We start from the raw sequence: 15,789 nt of genomic DNA on the forward strand, positions 1-15,789 counted from the left end.
TCAGGGCCAGAACCGGGGGGCCGCATGACCACACTCCGCCGCTCAATGCCGATCTTCGGTGAAATCAGAAAAGCGTTCGAGGGTTTCGCGTGCAAAATCTTCTCTGATCGCCTCTATATCGCCCAAGAATGCCACTTCATCGTCGGACACCACGCCGTCGGCGTTGACGACTTCGGCAAGCGCGCGGAAGAACCGGTCCTGTCGGTCGTCGTCGTATGTGTAGATCACGCCCAGATAGCCTGGCATAGACATCTGCTGTGGGTGCATTTTTTGGACAATGCTTTCGAGCGCGTCCAGCGCCGTGAGGTTGAAATCGGTTCCAAGCCGCCCCTCGTCATAGAGAATATCGGCCTCAGATTCAGCATATCGCAGGATCGCGTCCAGTTCCTCGGGGTGAAATTCGTTGTCGCAGCGCGCTGCGGTGATGAGAACCGAGAGAGGCGGGCGAAGGAAATCACGCAATCTGCGCGCCGCCGTAATGGATTCGTCGCGTTCGGCGGGCTCAAGGTCGGAAAGAGAGACCATGAGCGTGTCGCGAAAGAAGTCGACGGTTTCGATTACTTCGCCGTCGGGCTCTATAAAACATCCGATCCGGTCACAGCGAAAGTGCCGGATCGACTTTCGCTCGTGACAGATCGCGGTCAAAATTGGCGCGTGCGGGCCGCGCGCGACTTTGCGCAGTGTAATGCGTCGACGGGACTCGTTCCCGTTTGCATCGGTGTAGTCGATCACGGTGTAGACTTCTTCCAAATCCACTGTGTCAGGGACATCCGCCGGCACTTTGGCCAAGTCTGGCGAGTCCGCGGCCGTGATGATTGGCGGCGTTACGACCGGGGGCGGTGGTGTTTCCGTGGTTGGCGCTTTGGTAAACAGCCAGGCAAAAATACCCATAGATTAGCTCCCTTTGATTCAACTCGCGCCGCGAATCGCGGTGCGGCCCCGACCAGAGTAGCAACCTGCGCGCAAAAATGGATTGGCGAGGTGCCGCCGCTGCCCGCCGCAAACGCGGAGGACGCCGCATGACTGCAGCGCCCTCGCACGCTCCTTCCCAGACTGTTGAACCGTCACGCGAGCAGCATGGCACATCCCGCGCGACCATGTCCCGGTCCGAAGTTCCGGAATGCGACCTGATCTTCCTGCACCCGATCCGGTCGTCGGAGTTCCGGGCGTGGTTCGCGCCCGCTTTCGCCGCATGGCTGCGGGAGCGGTTTGCGACGCCCGAGCAGGTGGCCGCGGCCTTCGGGGTGCGCAACTCCACCGCATGGGCGTGGTGGAACGGCGAAAACCGGGCCTCGGGCGACGCGGTGGCGCGCGCCTTCCTGGCCTTTCCGGACGCGGTCGCGTGGTTCATGGATCAATGGGAGGGTCGATGATGAACGCACGTCCCTCCGAAATTTCGGACCGAGATTCCGGACACCTGCCGGGCGCATGCCTCTTGCGCCCGGCCTGCCTGCCCGGCCGGCAATCCCCTCGCTCGGGCGGCCGGGCAACTGGCGCGCATCCGGTCCCCCCGGTGCGCGCCCTTTTCTTTTCGACGCGCGGGCAGGGCACGCCTCAGTCGCCCACTTCCCGCCATACCGCCGGGAACGTGGCGGCCCGCAAGATGTGTTCCCGGACCTCCCTGTTGGGCCGGGGCGCGCATGTCCGTGCGCGTCCCGTGCCGGGGAGGGGCGGATGAGGGTTCGGGACACGCCGCGCGACAGTGACGAGCTGGTCTTGTCCTGGATCGCGCAGCGCAGCGGCGGGATCGGGCCATCGGCAATCGCACGGGCGCATGGGCTGCCGTCGCAGCGGGTCAGCGTGGCCACGGCGCGCGTGCTGGAGGCCGACCTTGCGCAAAGCGGCGAGGATCCAGAGCAAGTGCGGAGGGCTTATTGGTGAGCTGGTCGCGGCATGAGCGGATCGGGCCGGTGGACCTCTATCTCGGGGATTGCCGCGAGGTTCTGCCCGCTCTGTTGGAGAAGGCCGATTTGCTGGTGACCGATCCGCCCTACCGGCTGACCAGTGGCGGGCGGGCCAAGGGGCCGGGCACGATGAGCGGCATCTTCTCGGGCGCGGTCTATGACAATTCCGGGGCCATGATGGACGTGTTGATCGGCTGGCCGGGCATGGCCGGGCCCCTATTCGAGGCCTGCCGGGCCGATTGCGACGCCTACGTGATGGCGGACGCCAAGAACGTCTTTCCCGCGCAGGCGGCATTCGCGGGGGCGTGCTGGAAGCTGCACAACCTGCTGGTTTGGGACAAGGGGCGCTGCACCGCGAACCGCTGGTACATGAAAAACTGCGAGTTCGTGCTCTACCTTTGGAAGGGGCGGGCGCGGCGGATCAATCGTTGCGGCAGCGGGCAGATGCACCGCCTGTCGCATGTCAAGCGCACCGCGCACCCGGCCGAGAAGCCGGTCGAGGTCATGGAGCGTTTCATTCTCAATTCCAGCCAGCCGGGCGAGATCGTGCTCGATCCGTTCGCCGGCAGCGGCGCGACGCTGCTGGCCGCGATGCGGACGGGCCGGCGCGCCATCGGGGTCGAGAGCGACCCGCGCTGGTTCGGCGCCGCGCTGGAGCGTCTGGAGCAGCAAGCGGCGGAGGCCGCATGACGAGGGTCGAGGGCAGGGGGCAGGCATGGAGACGATGCACGCGATGCGCGCGCGTCAGGCGCGCGAGCGGTGGGAGCTGATCTGCGAGGCGGTCCGGGCGACCGGGTCGGTCTACGCGGCGGCCGAGGCCATCAGCCTCGATGCCGGCGTCTTCTACCGCGAAATGCGCAAGATGGGCGTGACCGCTGACGAGATAATGGCCGGTGGCGACCAGAGCAGGGGCGGGGACATGGGCAAGGTGACATCGCGCTTGACGGATGCGGAGATCGAGGCCGCACGAGAGCGCCTGTCCGGGCTGATTGCGGACGGGCACAGTCGCCGCGATCTTGAGCATGCGATGGGCTGGACGCGCACCGTCGTGGACCGCGCGCTGCGGCATCTGGGCCTTTCCACGCGCCGCTCGGCGGTCGATTGGCGGCCGTTTCTGGAGGATGCCGCCGCGCGGGGCCTCTCGGCCACGGCGCTGAGCGAGGAAAGCGGCGTGGATTTTGCCGCGATCTGCAACGCGTCGTCGCGATTCAAGATCAAGCTGCCGCGGGCTCGCACCCGACGTGTGAAGGGCCGGCGCCTGCCCGACCAGGCGTTCGTCGATGCCGCCGCGCGCGGACTGTCCATGACCGAGGCGGCGCGCGAGATCGGGTGCATGCGCAGCACCGTGCGCAGCCGGGGTCGTGTTCTGGGGCTGGAGTTTGCCGCGCAGCGGGTCGGCCAGGCTGCACGTCACGAGGACAAGGAATTCATCGACGCCGCGCCCAGGGCCGGAAATTGGGCTGACATGGCCCGCATTGTGGGCTGCGCGGTGACCACTGCCGCGCGCCGTGGCCGTGCCTTGGGCCTTGAGCCCGGCGCATCCGCCCCGCCCGCGAAATCGCATAAGCGGCCTTCGATGCAGCGCAGCCTCCCGCGGTGCGCGCGGCGCGCGGCCAAGACCAAGCCGCCAGTGGCAACCGCACCCGCGCCCATGCGGATCATCGCGCCGGTCTTCGCCAATGGGGCGCGGGTGACGCCGCAGGTCGAGGAAGCCTGCGGGCACCGCATGTACCGGGAGGCCATGAAGGAACGCAAGGCGCGGAGGGCTCACGCATGAGCCGGGTCAGGCTGCATTTCGAGGCGCTGTCGCACGGGATGGTGCGCATGTACGTGGTGGACGCGCAGGAGCGCACGTTGGGTGCCTTCGAGTATCTGCCGCATCCGGATTGGGATGAGACTTTCGCGCGTGATGCGTTTGCCTGCGCAGCGCAGGCCTGCGCCGAGGGCGTCCAGGTGACCGCCAATTGGCCTGTCGAGGGCGACAGGGCGCAGGCCTTCCTGACCGTCCGCATCCGCAAGGTGCTCGACCAGCGCCCGGAGGTGGCCGCATGACGATGACCAGTCCCTTGCGCCCGCGCCCGGTCGATACCGACACGCTGCCGGAGTACCCGCTGACGCGCTCGGACCGGCTGGACAGCCATTATTTCATGATCTGGGAGAGGCGGCGCTGGCTGAACTCGGAGATGCGCCTGAAAGGGACGCCCGAGTGCCGGGCAATCTATTTCGATCTGATCAATGTCGCGTTCGACCAGTCGCCCATCGGCACGCTGCCCGACGACATCGAGCTGTTGTCGAAGCTGGCCCTGGTTGAGCGCGGACATCTCCAGGCGCTCTGCGCCATGCCGTATGGGCCGCTCCACCGCTGGGAGCCGTGCCTGTGCGAGGCAGAGGTGCGGCTCATGCATCCGATGGTCCTGAGCACGATCAGCGAAGCGATCTCGCGCAAGGCCGACAACCGCGCGCGCAACGACGCGGCCAATGCCAAGAAGCGCCGTCAGCGGTTGCGCTCGGCGGTGGCGGGCTATCACCCCGATCTCGCGAAGAACGACGCGGCGATATTGTGGATGGACGAATGGCTCGATCGCGAGGGCTGCGAGTACCGCGCCGCCAGCTGGATCGAGCGCGCCATATCGGGCTGGAGCGATCACATGCTTGCGCTGACGCGTGGGCGTCGCGTCAACGAATAAAACTGTCCCACACTGTCCCGGGGACACTTCAGGACAGTCTCGGACAGTCTCAGAGTGTCCCGCACGATAGGGAAAAGACAGGGAAATGAAAAAGACAGAGACAGTGTCGCCCCAATGAGACGGCGGCGCGAGGCGGAAAAAACAGCAAAAGTGCAGAGAAAAGGAAACAGGCATGGACAGCGAGGCGCAGGCAGACGGCGAAAAGCGGGTCAGGAGGGCGTTGATAGAGACGCTGGACAGGCGGGGGCTGATGAAGCCGGGCGGCATGACGACAGGTCAGTTCGAGGCCATGCGGGACGATCTGGCGCGGCGGCTGGCCTACATGAGCAGTGAGAGCCTGGCGGCGCTGGAAGAGGTCGCGGCGGCCCATCCCGGCGGCAAGGAGCGCGACCGCTTCCCGATCGCCAACGACATCCTGAAGTGGGCGGCCGAGATCGAGGCGCCGCGCGACGACGGCTCGCCGCTGATGCGCCGGGTCTTCTCGCTGCCGATGGGGCAGGACGCCATCGCCGAGGGCTGGGCGCCGGAGCTGCTGGCGCATCTGCGAAAGTACCACAAGTTCCCGTCCGCCTTCCTCGCCAGCCAGATCAGGGGCGGGGCCGGGGATGCCGTGCGCCGCATGACCGTGCTGGAAGAGCGGATGGCGCGCGGCGAGACGCTGTCGCCCGAGGATGTGGCCTTTCGCCAGCGCCGCCTGACGGCGACAGAGAAGTGCCGGCGCATCGCCGCCTTGGCGCAGGGGGTGGACGCATGAGCGTTGCACGTCTGAGCCGGGAAGATCGCGACCGGGTGGCTAGGGACGAGGCGATGCGGCTGGCCGCGTTGGCACGGGACGGATCGGCGCCTGCCGTATGCGGGCCCGCGTTGGTGCGGATCGCGCCCGCGCGCGGATTGCTGATCCCGTGGATGCCGCGCGCCCAGCACCAGGGCGCGGATGGTGAGCACCGGGCCGTGGATGACGGGTTCGACGGCCGCCATGCCGCACGGGTGGGCGATGCGTTCGATCGGATGCAGGACGCGGCCGACCGGGCGGCGGGCAAGGGCCGCGTGGCGACGCCGCTCTTCACGCCGGGGCAGGTGGCGATGGGGCGCTACTACCGCACCTTGAAGGAGCGCCACGCCTCGGCCGGGGTCAGGGGGCAGTCGCTTGAGACGGTCTCGGGCGGCGGTGGCTCGGGGGGCGAGTTCATCGACGCGGTGCTGATGGACCGCCAGCGGATCGCCGCCATCGAGGCGCGCGTGGGCAGCGGCATGGCGATGGTGATGCGACGGATGCGGCCTTCGGATCGGGGCAGCCGGGCAGCCATCCCGGACATGCGCTTGGTGGCGATGGTGTGCTTGGAGGATCAGTCCATCGGCGATGTGCTGCGCGCCTTCGGATGGTCGATCAAGGCAGAGACGCGGGCCAAGGCTCGGGCGGCTCTATGTAGTGCGCTCGACAGGATGCAGGGGTACGTGGAAGCGCGGCCACAACATCGGGCTTGACAGCTAAGTCCGCTGGTGGCACCTTCTCTGGCATCATCAGGAACTGCGCCCGCCGGGGGACACCCGCGCGGGCGCTTCGCGTTGCAGCCTTGGAGAATGAGCATGCACAAGGCCGGTCAACCCCGGCCCCGGCGGCGCCCTGCGGGGCGTCTGCCCGTGCTCCAGATATTTCCACGGGTCCTTCCCAGCCCCAAAAACGTATACGGGGCGGCTGAGCGCGGGTGTTTCGACGCTCTAAACTTAAACGAAAGCCTAAACCAGTGCCGGGTTTAGTCCGGGGGCTGGAGGGGTGTGGCCAGACCGGGAGATCATGGAACTCACAGCGACCGCGCTCGCGCAGCAGCTCAACCTGTCGAAGGGGCGCATCAGCCAGTACGTGGCGGAAGGCAAGCTCGACGGGTGTTTCGAGGGCAGCGGCCGCCAGCGCCGGTTCGACCTGGAAAAGGTCGCCGACGCGCTGGGGCGAAAGCTCGATCCCGGACAGATGATGGGCAACGGCGCGACGACACAGAAGGCGTTGCAGGGGCTCGACGGGTCCGAAGCCGCAAAGCCTGCGGGCAAGAAGCATCCTGGCGGTGCGACGCGGCTCGCCGACGATGACGGCGACGGCTACCAGCTGGCCCGCACGCTCAAGGCGCAGGAAGAGGCGCGGCGGCTGCGGCGCCAGAACGCCGAGGCGGAAGGACGCTTCGTGCTGGCCAGCGAGGTCAGCCTGCAGGTGCAGAAGATGATCGGCCAGGAGGTGGCGGAGTTCGAGACGCTGCTGCGCGAGGCCGCGCGGCGCCTGGCCGACGACCACGCGCTGGACTTCAAGACGGTGCGCAAGACGCTGATCGACATGTGGCGCGCGCACCGCGCCGGCCGAGCCGGGAAGCTGGGTGCTGTGGCGAAGACGGCCGAGATGACGGCCAAGGAAAAGGACGCAGACATCTGATGGGATTCCTCGCCCCGGCAAGCGGCGTGGTCGCGATGGCGCTGAGCCATGCGATGACCCCGCCGCCGCCGCCGGACATCACGCGCTGGTGCGTCGAGAACATCGTCTTCGACGCCCGGTCGTCGGAGGCGGGCCGGTTCAATATCGAGCGCTTCGCCTTCCTGCGCGAGATCCACGAGGTCCTGTCGCCCGAGCATCCCTGCCGTGAGGTGACGATCCGGGCCAGCGCGCAGATCGGCAAGACGGTGTCCGTGATTCAGCCCACGATCGGCGCCTGGCACGAGGCGACGCCACTCGATTCGCTGGTCGTGCATCCGACGATGCAGTCGGCCAAGGAATGGGTCGACAACAAGTGGATGCCCATGCGCCGACAGGTGGGGGTGTTGAGGGACACGTTTGGAGACGGCCGCGGCGAGAACCGCGACAACATCCTGAACCAGGAGACGCTGCGGCGCGATGGCTCGCTCAAGGTCGCCTCGGCAGGATCGCCGGCCGATCTGACCGGCACCAGCCGACGCCTGGTGATCATGGACGACCTGTCGAAGTTCGCGATGACCGACCATGGCGATCCGGAATACCTGGCCGTCGGCCGGGCGTCTGCCTTCGAGGATGCCAAGATCGTGCGCGTCTCGGTTCCGGGGCTGACCGGAAGCTGCCGGATCACGCGGGCCTACAAGAACAGCGACCAGCGGCAATATCACGTCGCCTGTCCCCATTGCGGCGAATACGCGCCGCTGACATGGGAGAACTTCCGGCAGAACCTCGATCCCGAGCGCCTGCATGCAGCCTGCTTTTCCTGCGAGACCTGCGGCGGGGTGATCGAGCACAAGCACAAGGCGGAGATGATCCGCACCGGGCGCTGGGTTGCCCACAACCCGAACGGCGATCATCCGGGGTTTCACCTGTGGCGGGCCTATTCGCCGTTCCGCGACTGGGCCTCGATCGCGCGGGAATACGCCCAGGTGATGGGCTGGACCCGAATCGAGGGCAAGTCCGAAGACGAGGCCGGGCCGAAAAGCCAGGTCGAGGCGGAGACCGAGCAGGTCTTCTGGAGCGACGTGCTGGGCCAGCCCTACGACCAGGCGACCGACGCGCCGGACTGGGAGGGGCTGCGCGACCGTGCGGAGAACGCAGCCGACGGCGACGTTCTGCCGCGCGGCGTCGTGCCGGGATGCGGCGTCCTGCTGACCGCCGGCGTCGACTGCCAGGACGACCGAATGGAGGTGACGCTCGCCGCCTATGGCCGCCAGCGCCAGCGCTGGACGGTCGACTACGTGGTGATTCCGCACCACATCAGCGACGAGGACGGGCGCACCGCGCTCAACGCGGTGTTGAAACAGACGTGGAAAACGCAGCTCGGGCTGCCGATCCGCATCGACATGCTGGCGATCGACGGCGGCACCTATACCGATGACGTGTGGAGCTGGGCGAAGACGCATCCCTGGAACCGGGTGATCATCGTCAAGGGCGGCTCGAACCAGAACGGCCCGGTGCTGGCGCCGATGAAGTTCGAGCGGCGCCAGGACGGCCGCGCCAAGCGGCGCCAGAAACGCGCCTTCATGGTGAATGTCAGCCAGCTCAAGGGCGACTTCTTCACCTGGCTGAAAAAGGAAGACCCGGCGGAGCGGGGATATTGCCAGTTCGCGCGCGGCCTGGGCGACGAGTATTACCGGCAGGTCACGGCCGAGATTTGCGTGCTCAAGCGCCAGCGCAGCGGCGTGGTCACCCGGCAATGGCAGCTGGTCGAGCCGACGCGCCGCAACGAGGGCCTGGACACGATGATCTATTCGGAGGCCGCCGCCCGCCGCAAGGGCTGGACCTCGATGACCGACGACCAGTGGGACCAGATGGAAGCCGAGCGCGGCGTGCCGCCGAAAGACGGGCAGGCCGATCTCTTCGACGCAGCACTTGCTGCGGTCCCCGAGAAGCCTGCGAAGACGAAACCCGCGCGCAAAAAGCGCCTGTCGGAGATTCTGAATGGTTGACACGGCCACGCTGACCCTGCGGCTGACCGAGGCCGAGGACGCCCTCCACGCGCTGATGATGGGCGAGCAGGCCGTGAAGGTCTCGACCGGCGACGGCAAGTCGATCGAATACACGCGGTCGAGCGAGGCCAACCTGCGTCGCTACATCGCCAGCCTGCAGCGCCAGCTGGGCACCGACACGAAGACCCGCTCAAGGACGGTGTATTTCAAATGAAGCAGAGCTATCCCCGCCTGCGCGCCGGCAGCGTGCGGATGAAGCCGCGCGCGAGCGGCTTCGGTGGCACGCCCTACCAGGCGGGCAGCAGCACCGGCGAGACGATGCTGAACTTCCATCCGCCGTTTCGGCCGTCAGATGGCGAGGTGCTGCCCGATCGCGACAAGATCGTGGCGCGTGCCCGTGACCTGACGCGCAACAACGGCTGGGCTGCGGGCGGCGTGGCCAAGGAGGTCGACAGCGTCATCGGCGCCAACTTCCGGCCGCTGATGAAGCCGGACTGGAAGGCGCTGGGGCTCGACAGCGCGTGGGCCGCCGAGTTCAAGCTGGCCGTCGAGGCGCGTTGGCGCAGCTACGCGGACGATCCGCGCAAGCTGGCCGACATCACGCGGTCGCAGACCGTGTCGCAGATGTTTGGCATGGCCTATCGCAACTACCTGATGGAAGGCGATGCCGTCGGTCTGGTCGCGTGGAAAGAGAACCGGCCGACCCATACCTGCCTGCGCATCGTGGATCCGGACCTGCTGTCCAACCCCGGCGACCAGCCCGACGGCGAGAAGCTGCGCGGCGGCGTGGAGAAGGATGCCGACGGCGCGGCGCGGGCCTACCATTTCCGCCAGGCCCACAAGGCGGCGATCTACGCCTCGGCCGCGTCCTTCACCTGGAAGCGGGTGATGCGTGAGCGGGCATGGGGCCGCCCGAACGTGCTGCACTTCTTCGACAAGACCCGCGACGGGCAGTCGCGCGGCGTCTCTCGCCTGGCCCCGGTGATCGAGAAGCTGCGCATGGAAGACCATTACGCGCGGGTCGAGCTGCAGGCGGCGGTGATCAACGCGGTCCTGGCGGCCTTCATCAAGAGCCCGCTGGGTCCGGAGACGATGGATGACCTTTTCGGCGAGGGCGAGGGCACGCCGCTGCACGACTATCAAATAGACCGGGCGCAGTACTACAAGGACCGGGACGGTGTGACGCTGGGCGGGGCGCGGGTGACGCAGCTCTATCCCAACGACGAGATCGGCGTGGTGCCGACGGCCCGGCCGGCGGCGCAGTTCGGAGATTTCGAGAGCGCGGTCCTGCGCAACATTGCGGCGGGGCTGGGACAGTCCTACGAGCAGCTGGCGGCCGACTGGTCGAAGACGAACTATTCCAGTGCGCGGGCCGCGCTGATCGAGGTCTGGCGCGGCTGGACGAGCCGCCGGATCGCGTTCGCGCAGGGCTTCTGCCAGCCCTACCTGATGGCTTGGCTGGAAGAGCAGGTGATGGACGGGCATGTGCCGCTGCCGCGCGGCGCGCCGGATTTCCACGCGCACTGGCCGGCCTATGCGCGGGCGAAGTGGATCGGGCCGGGCAAGGGCTTTGTCGATCCGGTCAAGGAGGCGCAGGCGGCCGCGATGCGCGTGTCGCTGGGTCTCTCGACGCTGGAGGAAGAGGCGGCCGAGCTGACCGGCAGCGACCACATGGAGAACATGGAGCAGGTCGAGCGCGAGATCGCCGCCATGCCCGAGGGCGTTCTGCATCCGTCGCAGGAAAGCTTCGCCAAGCTGATCGGGCCGGGCGGCGCCACGGCCACGGATTTCGAGAACGGGAACAGGTGACATGAAAAATCCGCTGATCGCGGCGCGCGTCTTCAACACGCCGCTGCTCATCCACGATGCCAAGGCGGCCGCGTTCCTGCGCGGCTTCGGCCATCGGCTGGTGGGCGACTTCGAGCCCGGCCCGGAGCTGCGCGCCACCGACGATCCGTTGCGCGCGGCCACGCCCTTTGCCTCGGTGCTGGACGGTGCGCAGTCGCGCGACCTGGTGGCGCGCGAGCGCGGCGGTCTGATGGTCAGCTCCGGCGTGGCGGTGATCCCGGTCACCGGCGTGCTGGTGCATCGCGGCGCCTGGCTGGGCGAGTCGAGCGGACAGACATCCTACGAGGGGCTGCGCGCGCAGATCGACGCCGCGGCCGGAGATCCGGAAGTGCGCGCCGTCGCGCTGGAGATCGACAGCCATGGCGGCGAGGTCGCGGGCATCTTCGATCTGGCGGACCGCATCCGAGCGGTGCGCCAGGACAAGCCCGTGCACGCCTATGTCGCGGACCACGCGCTGTCGGCGGCCTACGCGATCGCCTCGCAGGCCGACCGGATCGTGATGTCGCGCACCGCTCTCGTGGGCTCGATCGGCGTGATCATGCTGCACGCGGACTTCAGCGGCGCGCTGGAGCGCGAGGGCGTGGCCGTGACGCTGATCCGGTCGGGCGCCCACAAGGCGGCCGGCAATCCCTACGAGGCGCTGCCCGAGGGCGTGCTGGCCAAGCTGACCGGGCAGGCCGACGAGCTGCGCGACCTCTTCGCGGAGACCGTCGGCCGGGGACGCGGCGCGCGGCTCGGTGCGGCGGCGGCGCTCAAGACCGAGGCGGATGTCTTCTCGCCCGCCCGCGCCATCGAGATGGGGCTGGCCGACGAGGTGGCCGACCCGCGCGCGGCCTTCGCCGCGTTCGTCGCAAAGGTTTCGGGCGGTGCTTCGCCCAGCCAGGGGCGCCGATCCGCCCGCGCATCCGCGCGGCGCCGTGCGTCGAAACTCAATCAGAGCAGGAGGTCTGCAATGGCCAATACTTCCAAGACGAAGACGAGCCCCGCCGCCAAGGCCGGGCGCAGCTGCCCGATCACGCCCCAGGCGGGCGAGAACCTGGGCAATGTTCTCAACACCGCGATCGACGAGCAGGCGACCGAGGATCGCGATCGCGCGGCGATCATCCAGGAGATGGGTGACGCCGCCGGCATCGAGGCCAGCACCGTGAACCAGATCCTCGCGGGCGAGATCAACTGCCCGCCGCTGGAGCGCCTGGACGCGTTTGCCGGCGTGCTCGAGCTGGATGTCGACGACCTGGTCGCCGCCGCCGAGGAAGATGGCTGCGACTACTCGGACGGTGAAGGCGAGGCAGAGGCCGAGAGCGAGGGCGGTGAGGCGACCGCGAACACGCCGGTGCCCGCGCCCGCCGCCGCGGCGTCCGGCACGTCGGCGGAGCGGGAACGCATCTCGGCCATCCTGACGGCGCCTGCCGCCGAGGGCCGCATGAAGCTGGCCCAGCATCTGGCCTTCAAGACCGACATGAGTGCCGAGGACGCGGTCGCCGCACTGGCGGCTGACGACCGCAAGGCCGGCGCGGGTGCGCTGTCGGCGGCGATGGCCGGCGCGGACACGACGATTTCAGAGCCTCCGGCGGACGTGCCGCCGGAAAACCCGGTCCTGGCAGCGGTCGACAAGCGCTACCGGAACTGACCCCGCGGGCAGCGCCCGCGACAACCCGTAAGGCCGCGGGTGCGGCCCTGACGCGAGACCAAGGAGAAACCGATGACCACACTGACCGAGGGCAACACCGGTGGCGATTTCCTGCTTTTCGAGGAAGATGGCCACTACAGCCGCGACGAGGTGACGATCGCCGCGGGCGCCGACCTCGTGCCCGGCACCGTTCTGGGCAAGATCACTGCGAGCGGAAAGTACGTGCGTAGCGTCGAGACCGCCGTCGACGGGTCCGAGACCGCCGTCGCGGTTTTGCTGACGCCGGCCGCGGCCGCGTCTGCGGACGTGACCGACGCGATCGCGATCGCCCGCGAGGCGCGGGTGCGCCGCGGCGGGCTGGTCTGGGACGCCACCTACGACAACGCCACCAAGCGCGACGCCGCCGTGGCGGCGCTCAAGGCGGTCGGCATCCTGACCGACGCATGATCGACGCCCGCCCGATCGGGGCGGGCGCATCTTCCTCGACACTCTCACAGAAAGGCAGAAACCATGGCGACCATGGACATCTTCAACGCGGATGCGTTTCGCACCCGCGAACTGACGGATGCGATCAACAGCATCCCGAACCAGTGGGGCCGGATCGGCGATCTCGGTCTCTTCGTCCCGCGCGGCATCCGCACGCCCCAGTTCCAGGTGGAACAAAAGAACGGCGTGCTGCAGCTGATCCAGTCCTCGACGCGGGGCACCAACCTGCCGGGGCAAGCCCGCGGCAAGCGCGAGATGCGCAACTTCGCAACCGCGCGCTTCGGGCTGGAAAGCAAGATCACCGCCGACGACATCGACGGCATCCGCCAGTTCGGGTCGGAGACCGAGCTCAAGCAGGTGGCCGACGAGATCGCCGAGCGGCAGACCGAGCTGCGTGGGTCGATCGACATCACCCGTGAGTACCTGCGCGCCGGTGCGTTGCAGGGCCAGGTGAAGGATGCCGACGGCACGGTGCTGGTCGATCTCTTCTCGGAGTTCGGCATCTCGCAGAAGGCCGTGGACTTCGTGCTCGGCACCGGCACCACGGACATGCAGGCGAAGGTGGCCGAGGTGACGCGGCACATCAAGCTGAACCTGCGCGGCGATGTGATGACGCGGATCCACGCGCTCTGCTCGCCCACGTTCTGGGACAAGTTCATCAACCATGCCGAGGTGAAGGAAGCCTACAAGTACTTCCAGTCCGTCCAGGACCCGCTGCGCAACGACGTGACCGGCGGCTTCACCTACAAGGGCGTGGTCTGGGAAGAGTACCTGGCCGAGGGCGACGTGCCGCAGGAAGACGGCACGACCGTCACGCAGTCCTTCATCCCCGACGGCGATGCGCGGTTCTTCCCCGTGGGCACCCGCCAGACCTTCCGCCAGTACAACGCGCCGGCGGATTACATGGAGACGGTGAACACGCCGGGCCGCGACTTCTACTCGAAGGCGATGCCGGACCCGAAGGCCAACCGCTGGGTCGACGTGGAGGCGCAGATGAACACGCTGCCCATGTGCGTCCGCCCCGCGACCCTGGTGCGCGGGCATTCGTCCAACTGATCATAGTGCCGGCGACGGCGCCTGATCCGGCGACGGCCGGGGTCTGATCCCCGGCCGCGCCCTGATGATGGAGAGAGAACATGGCAGATGCGAGCGTGATCATCGACCGGTCCTATACCTACCAGCTCAATTCCGCGCAGAAGCGCACGCTTCCCGTGGGCTGGCGCGGGGCCGTCGACGCCAAGGTGGCCGAGGACATCCGGAAGCGGAAATTCGGTCGTATCGAAAAGACCGCAAAAGCCGCACCGGCAAAGGACGCAAAAGCCGCACCGGCAAAGGACGCAAAACCTGCGGGCAAGGACCCCGCGCCGCAGACCGTCGGCAAACCCGCAGACCAGGGCTGACGGGTCGCCATCGTGACCGCCGTCGCCAAGGCCATGGGCGCCGTATTCCGGGACCGCAACCTGACGGTGGCGGCAACCTGGCGGGCGCTGCCCGACGTGACGGCGGTGCCGGTGCGGCTGATCCGGCTGTCACCGGACGCGGTCGCGGAATGGAACGGCGGGCGACTCATACAGGACACGAACGTGGTCGAGCTGCTGATCAGCGCGGCGCCCAACTTGGCCGAGGGGCACAGGATCGAGATCGGCGCGGAGGTCTTCGAGGTCGTCGGCACGCCGCAGCGTGACAGCGACCGGCTGGTCTGGCGGGTGGAATTGACGGAGTGTGAGGCGTGAAACTCGGGCTTGAGATCAAGCCGAAGCTCGCGGCCGTCATGGCCGGCGAGATTGAGGCGGGCGAGCGCGCCGTGACCAAGGGCATTACCTCGACCAGCATCGGCCTGAAAACCGACTGGCGCCAGCAGATCACCGGCGCGGGTCTGGGCCGGCGGCTGGCCAACGCGATCCGGTCGGAAGTGTTTCCGAAGGGCCAGCCAAGCCTTGAGGCCGCCGCGCTGGTCTGGTCGAGCGCCAACGACATCGTCGACGCGCATGATCGCGGCGCCACGATCCGCGCCCGGTCGGGCTTCTTCCTTGCGATCCCGACGGATGCGGCCGGCCGCGCGCCTGGCGGTCGGCGTCTGACGCCGGGGCAGTGGGAGCAGCGCCGCGGCACGAAGCTGCGTTTCGTGCGGCGGCGTGGAAAGCCGAGCCTCCTGGTCACCGACGACGCGCGGATCAACACCCGCGGCGTCGCCCAGAAAAAGCGCGGCAAGCGGCGCAAGGACGGCACCCTGACCGGGGCCACGACTGTGCCGATCTTCGTGCTGATGCCGCAGGTCAAGCTGCCCGCCCGGCTGGACCTCGATGCCGACACGCGGAAATGGGACGCCCGGCTGCCCGACATGATCGTCGATGCCTGGGTGTCGCGGAAAGTAGGCGGGGAATGAGCACCAAGTCCGAGACCGTTCTGGCCGCACTGGCCGCCGCGCTGAAATCGGCCATGCCCACGGGCGTGGTCTTCGAGCGCAACGCGGCCCTGCCAGAGAAAATCGCGGCCAAGGGTCACGCGATCCTGCGCGATGGCGACCCCGGCCAACCCTCGGCGCTGATGTCGCCGGTGCGTTACATCTACGAGCACCGCGCCGAGATCGACCTGATCGTCGAGGGCCGCGACGCCGAGACGCGCGATGCGCGGTTCGACACGCTCAAGACCGCGCTCGGCACGGCGCTCGCCGCCGACCGCACGCTGGGCGGTCTGACCGACTACGTGCTGGGCGACGCGCCCGCGCCGCTCAACATCGTCGCCGAGGGCGCGGAGGCGGTGAAGGCCGCGACCGTGGCCGTCACGCTGACCTACGAGACCAGCGACCCGCTGGCCTGAGACCACACAC

The 15,789-nt window shown here is 68.1% G+C and carries 20 protein-coding genes; 19 read left to right on the top strand and 1 reads right to left on the bottom strand.

Annotation, left to right across the window (positions count from 1 at the left end; all coding sequences use genetic code 11):
* Window positions 1-42: 42 nt before the first annotated feature.
* On the bottom strand, window positions 43-891 hold the full coding sequence (locus DDZ14_RS08415; RefSeq protein ID WP_109424518.1) for a TerB family tellurite resistance protein: 849 nt from the start codon (window positions 889-891) through the stop codon (window positions 43-45).
* Window positions 892-1,019: 128 nt separating this feature from the next.
* On the opposite strand from DDZ14_RS08415, the gene DDZ14_RS08420 reads away from it, so the two are divergent.
* The 19 genes from DDZ14_RS08420 to DDZ14_RS08510 all read left to right on the top strand — a co-directional run bounded on the left by DDZ14_RS08420 (window position 1,020) and on the right by DDZ14_RS08510 (window position 15,779).
* Entirely contained in the window at window positions 1,020-1,373 is a 354-nt protein-coding gene (locus DDZ14_RS08420) for a hypothetical protein (protein ID WP_146193117.1), read from the top strand.
* Between the two features lie 301 nt (window positions 1,374-1,674).
* A complete protein-coding gene (locus DDZ14_RS08425; RefSeq protein WP_109424520.1) occupies window positions 1,675-1,881 on the top strand; it encodes a hypothetical protein in 207 nt (68 codons plus the stop codon).
* Window positions 1,878-2,594: a DNA methyltransferase gene (locus DDZ14_RS08430; protein ID WP_109424521.1), complete on the top strand. Its 717-nt coding sequence runs from the start codon at window positions 1,878-1,880 to the stop codon at window positions 2,592-2,594. The genes DDZ14_RS08425 and DDZ14_RS08430 overlap by 4 nt, the downstream gene beginning before the upstream one ends.
* Before the next feature lie 25 nt (window positions 2,595-2,619).
* Window positions 2,620-3,681, top strand: a complete 1,062-nt coding sequence (locus DDZ14_RS08435) for a hypothetical protein (RefSeq protein WP_109424522.1) — start codon at window positions 2,620-2,622, stop codon at window positions 3,679-3,681.
* Complete coding sequence (locus tag DDZ14_RS08440; protein WP_109424523.1) at window positions 3,678-3,956, top strand: hypothetical protein; 279 nt, start codon at window positions 3,678-3,680, stop codon at window positions 3,954-3,956. The genes DDZ14_RS08435 and DDZ14_RS08440 overlap by 4 nt, the downstream gene beginning before the upstream one ends.
* On the top strand, window positions 3,953-4,591 hold the full coding sequence (locus tag DDZ14_RS08445; protein WP_109424524.1) for a hypothetical protein: 639 nt from the start codon (window positions 3,953-3,955) through the stop codon (window positions 4,589-4,591). The genes DDZ14_RS08440 and DDZ14_RS08445 overlap by 4 nt, the downstream gene beginning before the upstream one ends.
* Before the next feature lie 172 nt (window positions 4,592-4,763).
* Entirely contained in the window at window positions 4,764-5,345 is a 582-nt protein-coding gene (locus tag DDZ14_RS08450; protein ID WP_109424525.1) for a hypothetical protein, read from the top strand.
* Window positions 5,342-6,076, top strand: a complete 735-nt coding sequence (locus DDZ14_RS08455; protein WP_109424526.1) for a hypothetical protein — start codon at window positions 5,342-5,344, stop codon at window positions 6,074-6,076. The genes DDZ14_RS08450 and DDZ14_RS08455 overlap by 4 nt, the downstream gene beginning before the upstream one ends.
* 310 nt (window positions 6,077-6,386) lie before the next feature.
* The gene (locus DDZ14_RS08460; protein ID WP_233252530.1) at window positions 6,387-7,010 is read left to right on the top strand and encodes a hypothetical protein; all 624 of its coding nucleotides are present in this window, start codon (window positions 6,387-6,389) and stop codon (window positions 7,008-7,010) included.
* Window positions 7,010-8,995, top strand: a complete 1,986-nt coding sequence (locus DDZ14_RS08465; RefSeq protein ID WP_109424527.1) for a phage terminase large subunit family protein — start codon at window positions 7,010-7,012, stop codon at window positions 8,993-8,995. The genes DDZ14_RS08460 and DDZ14_RS08465 overlap by 1 nt, the downstream gene beginning before the upstream one ends.
* On the top strand, window positions 8,988-9,209 hold the full coding sequence (gpW, locus tag DDZ14_RS08470) for a gpW family head-tail joining protein (RefSeq protein ID WP_109424528.1): 222 nt from the start codon (window positions 8,988-8,990) through the stop codon (window positions 9,207-9,209). Before DDZ14_RS08465 ends, gpW begins: the two co-directional genes overlap by 8 nt.
* Entirely contained in the window at window positions 9,206-10,804 is a 1,599-nt protein-coding gene (locus DDZ14_RS08475) for a phage portal protein (protein WP_109424529.1), read from the top strand. The genes gpW and DDZ14_RS08475 overlap by 4 nt, the downstream gene beginning before the upstream one ends.
* Window position 10,805: 1 nt before the next feature.
* Complete coding sequence (locus tag DDZ14_RS08480) at window positions 10,806-12,473, top strand: S49 family peptidase (RefSeq protein ID WP_109424530.1); 1,668 nt, start codon at window positions 10,806-10,808, stop codon at window positions 12,471-12,473.
* 72 nt (window positions 12,474-12,545) lie between these two features.
* Window positions 12,546-12,920 (top strand): head decoration protein, encoded by a 375-nt coding sequence (locus tag DDZ14_RS08485; RefSeq protein WP_109424531.1) that lies wholly within the window; start codon window positions 12,546-12,548, stop codon window positions 12,918-12,920.
* A gap of 63 nt (window positions 12,921-12,983) precedes the next feature.
* Window positions 12,984-14,015, top strand: coding sequence for a major capsid protein (locus tag DDZ14_RS08490; protein ID WP_109424532.1), 1,032 nt, complete (start codon window positions 12,984-12,986; stop codon window positions 14,013-14,015).
* 80 nt (window positions 14,016-14,095) lie between these two features.
* The gene (locus tag DDZ14_RS08495) at window positions 14,096-14,359 is read left to right on the top strand and encodes a hypothetical protein (RefSeq protein ID WP_109424533.1); all 264 of its coding nucleotides are present in this window, start codon (window positions 14,096-14,098) and stop codon (window positions 14,357-14,359) included.
* 12 nt (window positions 14,360-14,371) lie between these two features.
* Window positions 14,372-14,692, top strand: coding sequence for a hypothetical protein (locus DDZ14_RS08500; RefSeq protein WP_146193118.1), 321 nt, complete (start codon window positions 14,372-14,374; stop codon window positions 14,690-14,692).
* A complete protein-coding gene (locus tag DDZ14_RS08505; protein WP_109424535.1) occupies window positions 14,689-15,345 on the top strand; it encodes a DUF6441 family protein in 657 nt (218 codons plus the stop codon). The genes DDZ14_RS08500 and DDZ14_RS08505 overlap by 4 nt, the downstream gene beginning before the upstream one ends.
* Window positions 15,342-15,779 (top strand): acyl-CoA transferase, encoded by a 438-nt coding sequence (locus DDZ14_RS08510; protein WP_109424536.1) that lies wholly within the window; start codon window positions 15,342-15,344, stop codon window positions 15,777-15,779. Before DDZ14_RS08505 ends, DDZ14_RS08510 begins: the two co-directional genes overlap by 4 nt.
* The last annotated feature ends 10 nt before the right edge of the window (window positions 15,780-15,789 follow it).

This window comes from Maritimibacter sp. 55A14 (assembly GCF_003122205.1).
GTDB lineage: Bacteria > Pseudomonadota > Alphaproteobacteria > Rhodobacterales > Rhodobacteraceae > QEYE01.

What these genes read in the sequence shown, in the direction of transcription:
- DDZ14_RS08415 (WP_109424518.1), bottom strand. Translation starts at nt 891, where the DNA reads ATGGGTATTTTTGCCTGGCTGTTTACCAAAGCGCCAACCACGGAAACA.
- DDZ14_RS08420 (WP_146193117.1), top strand. Translation starts at nt 1,020, where the DNA reads ATGACTGCAGCGCCCTCGCACGCTCCTTCCCAGACTGTTGAACCGTCA.
- DDZ14_RS08425 (WP_109424520.1), top strand. Translation starts at nt 1,675, where the DNA reads ATGAGGGTTCGGGACACGCCGCGCGACAGTGACGAGCTGGTCTTGTCC.
- DDZ14_RS08435 (WP_109424522.1), top strand. Translation starts at nt 2,620, where the DNA reads ATGGAGACGATGCACGCGATGCGCGCGCGTCAGGCGCGCGAGCGGTGG.
- DDZ14_RS08440 (WP_109424523.1), top strand. Translation starts at nt 3,678, where the DNA reads ATGAGCCGGGTCAGGCTGCATTTCGAGGCGCTGTCGCACGGGATGGTG.
- DDZ14_RS08445 (WP_109424524.1), top strand. Translation starts at nt 3,953, where the DNA reads ATGACGATGACCAGTCCCTTGCGCCCGCGCCCGGTCGATACCGACACG.
- DDZ14_RS08450 (WP_109424525.1), top strand. Translation starts at nt 4,764, where the DNA reads ATGGACAGCGAGGCGCAGGCAGACGGCGAAAAGCGGGTCAGGAGGGCG.
- DDZ14_RS08455 (WP_109424526.1), top strand. Translation starts at nt 5,342, where the DNA reads ATGAGCGTTGCACGTCTGAGCCGGGAAGATCGCGACCGGGTGGCTAGG.
- DDZ14_RS08460 (WP_233252530.1), top strand. Translation starts at nt 6,387, where the DNA reads ATGGAACTCACAGCGACCGCGCTCGCGCAGCAGCTCAACCTGTCGAAG.
- DDZ14_RS08465 (WP_109424527.1), top strand. Translation starts at nt 7,010, where the DNA reads ATGGGATTCCTCGCCCCGGCAAGCGGCGTGGTCGCGATGGCGCTGAGC.
- gpW (WP_109424528.1), top strand. Translation starts at nt 8,988, where the DNA reads ATGGTTGACACGGCCACGCTGACCCTGCGGCTGACCGAGGCCGAGGAC.
- DDZ14_RS08475 (WP_109424529.1), top strand. Translation starts at nt 9,206, where the DNA reads ATGAAGCAGAGCTATCCCCGCCTGCGCGCCGGCAGCGTGCGGATGAAG.
- DDZ14_RS08480 (WP_109424530.1), top strand. Translation starts at nt 10,806, where the DNA reads ATGAAAAATCCGCTGATCGCGGCGCGCGTCTTCAACACGCCGCTGCTC.
- DDZ14_RS08485 (WP_109424531.1), top strand. Translation starts at nt 12,546, where the DNA reads ATGACCACACTGACCGAGGGCAACACCGGTGGCGATTTCCTGCTTTTC.
- DDZ14_RS08490 (WP_109424532.1), top strand. Translation starts at nt 12,984, where the DNA reads ATGGCGACCATGGACATCTTCAACGCGGATGCGTTTCGCACCCGCGAA.
- DDZ14_RS08495 (WP_109424533.1), top strand. Translation starts at nt 14,096, where the DNA reads ATGGCAGATGCGAGCGTGATCATCGACCGGTCCTATACCTACCAGCTC.
- DDZ14_RS08510 (WP_109424536.1), top strand. Translation starts at nt 15,342, where the DNA reads ATGAGCACCAAGTCCGAGACCGTTCTGGCCGCACTGGCCGCCGCGCTG.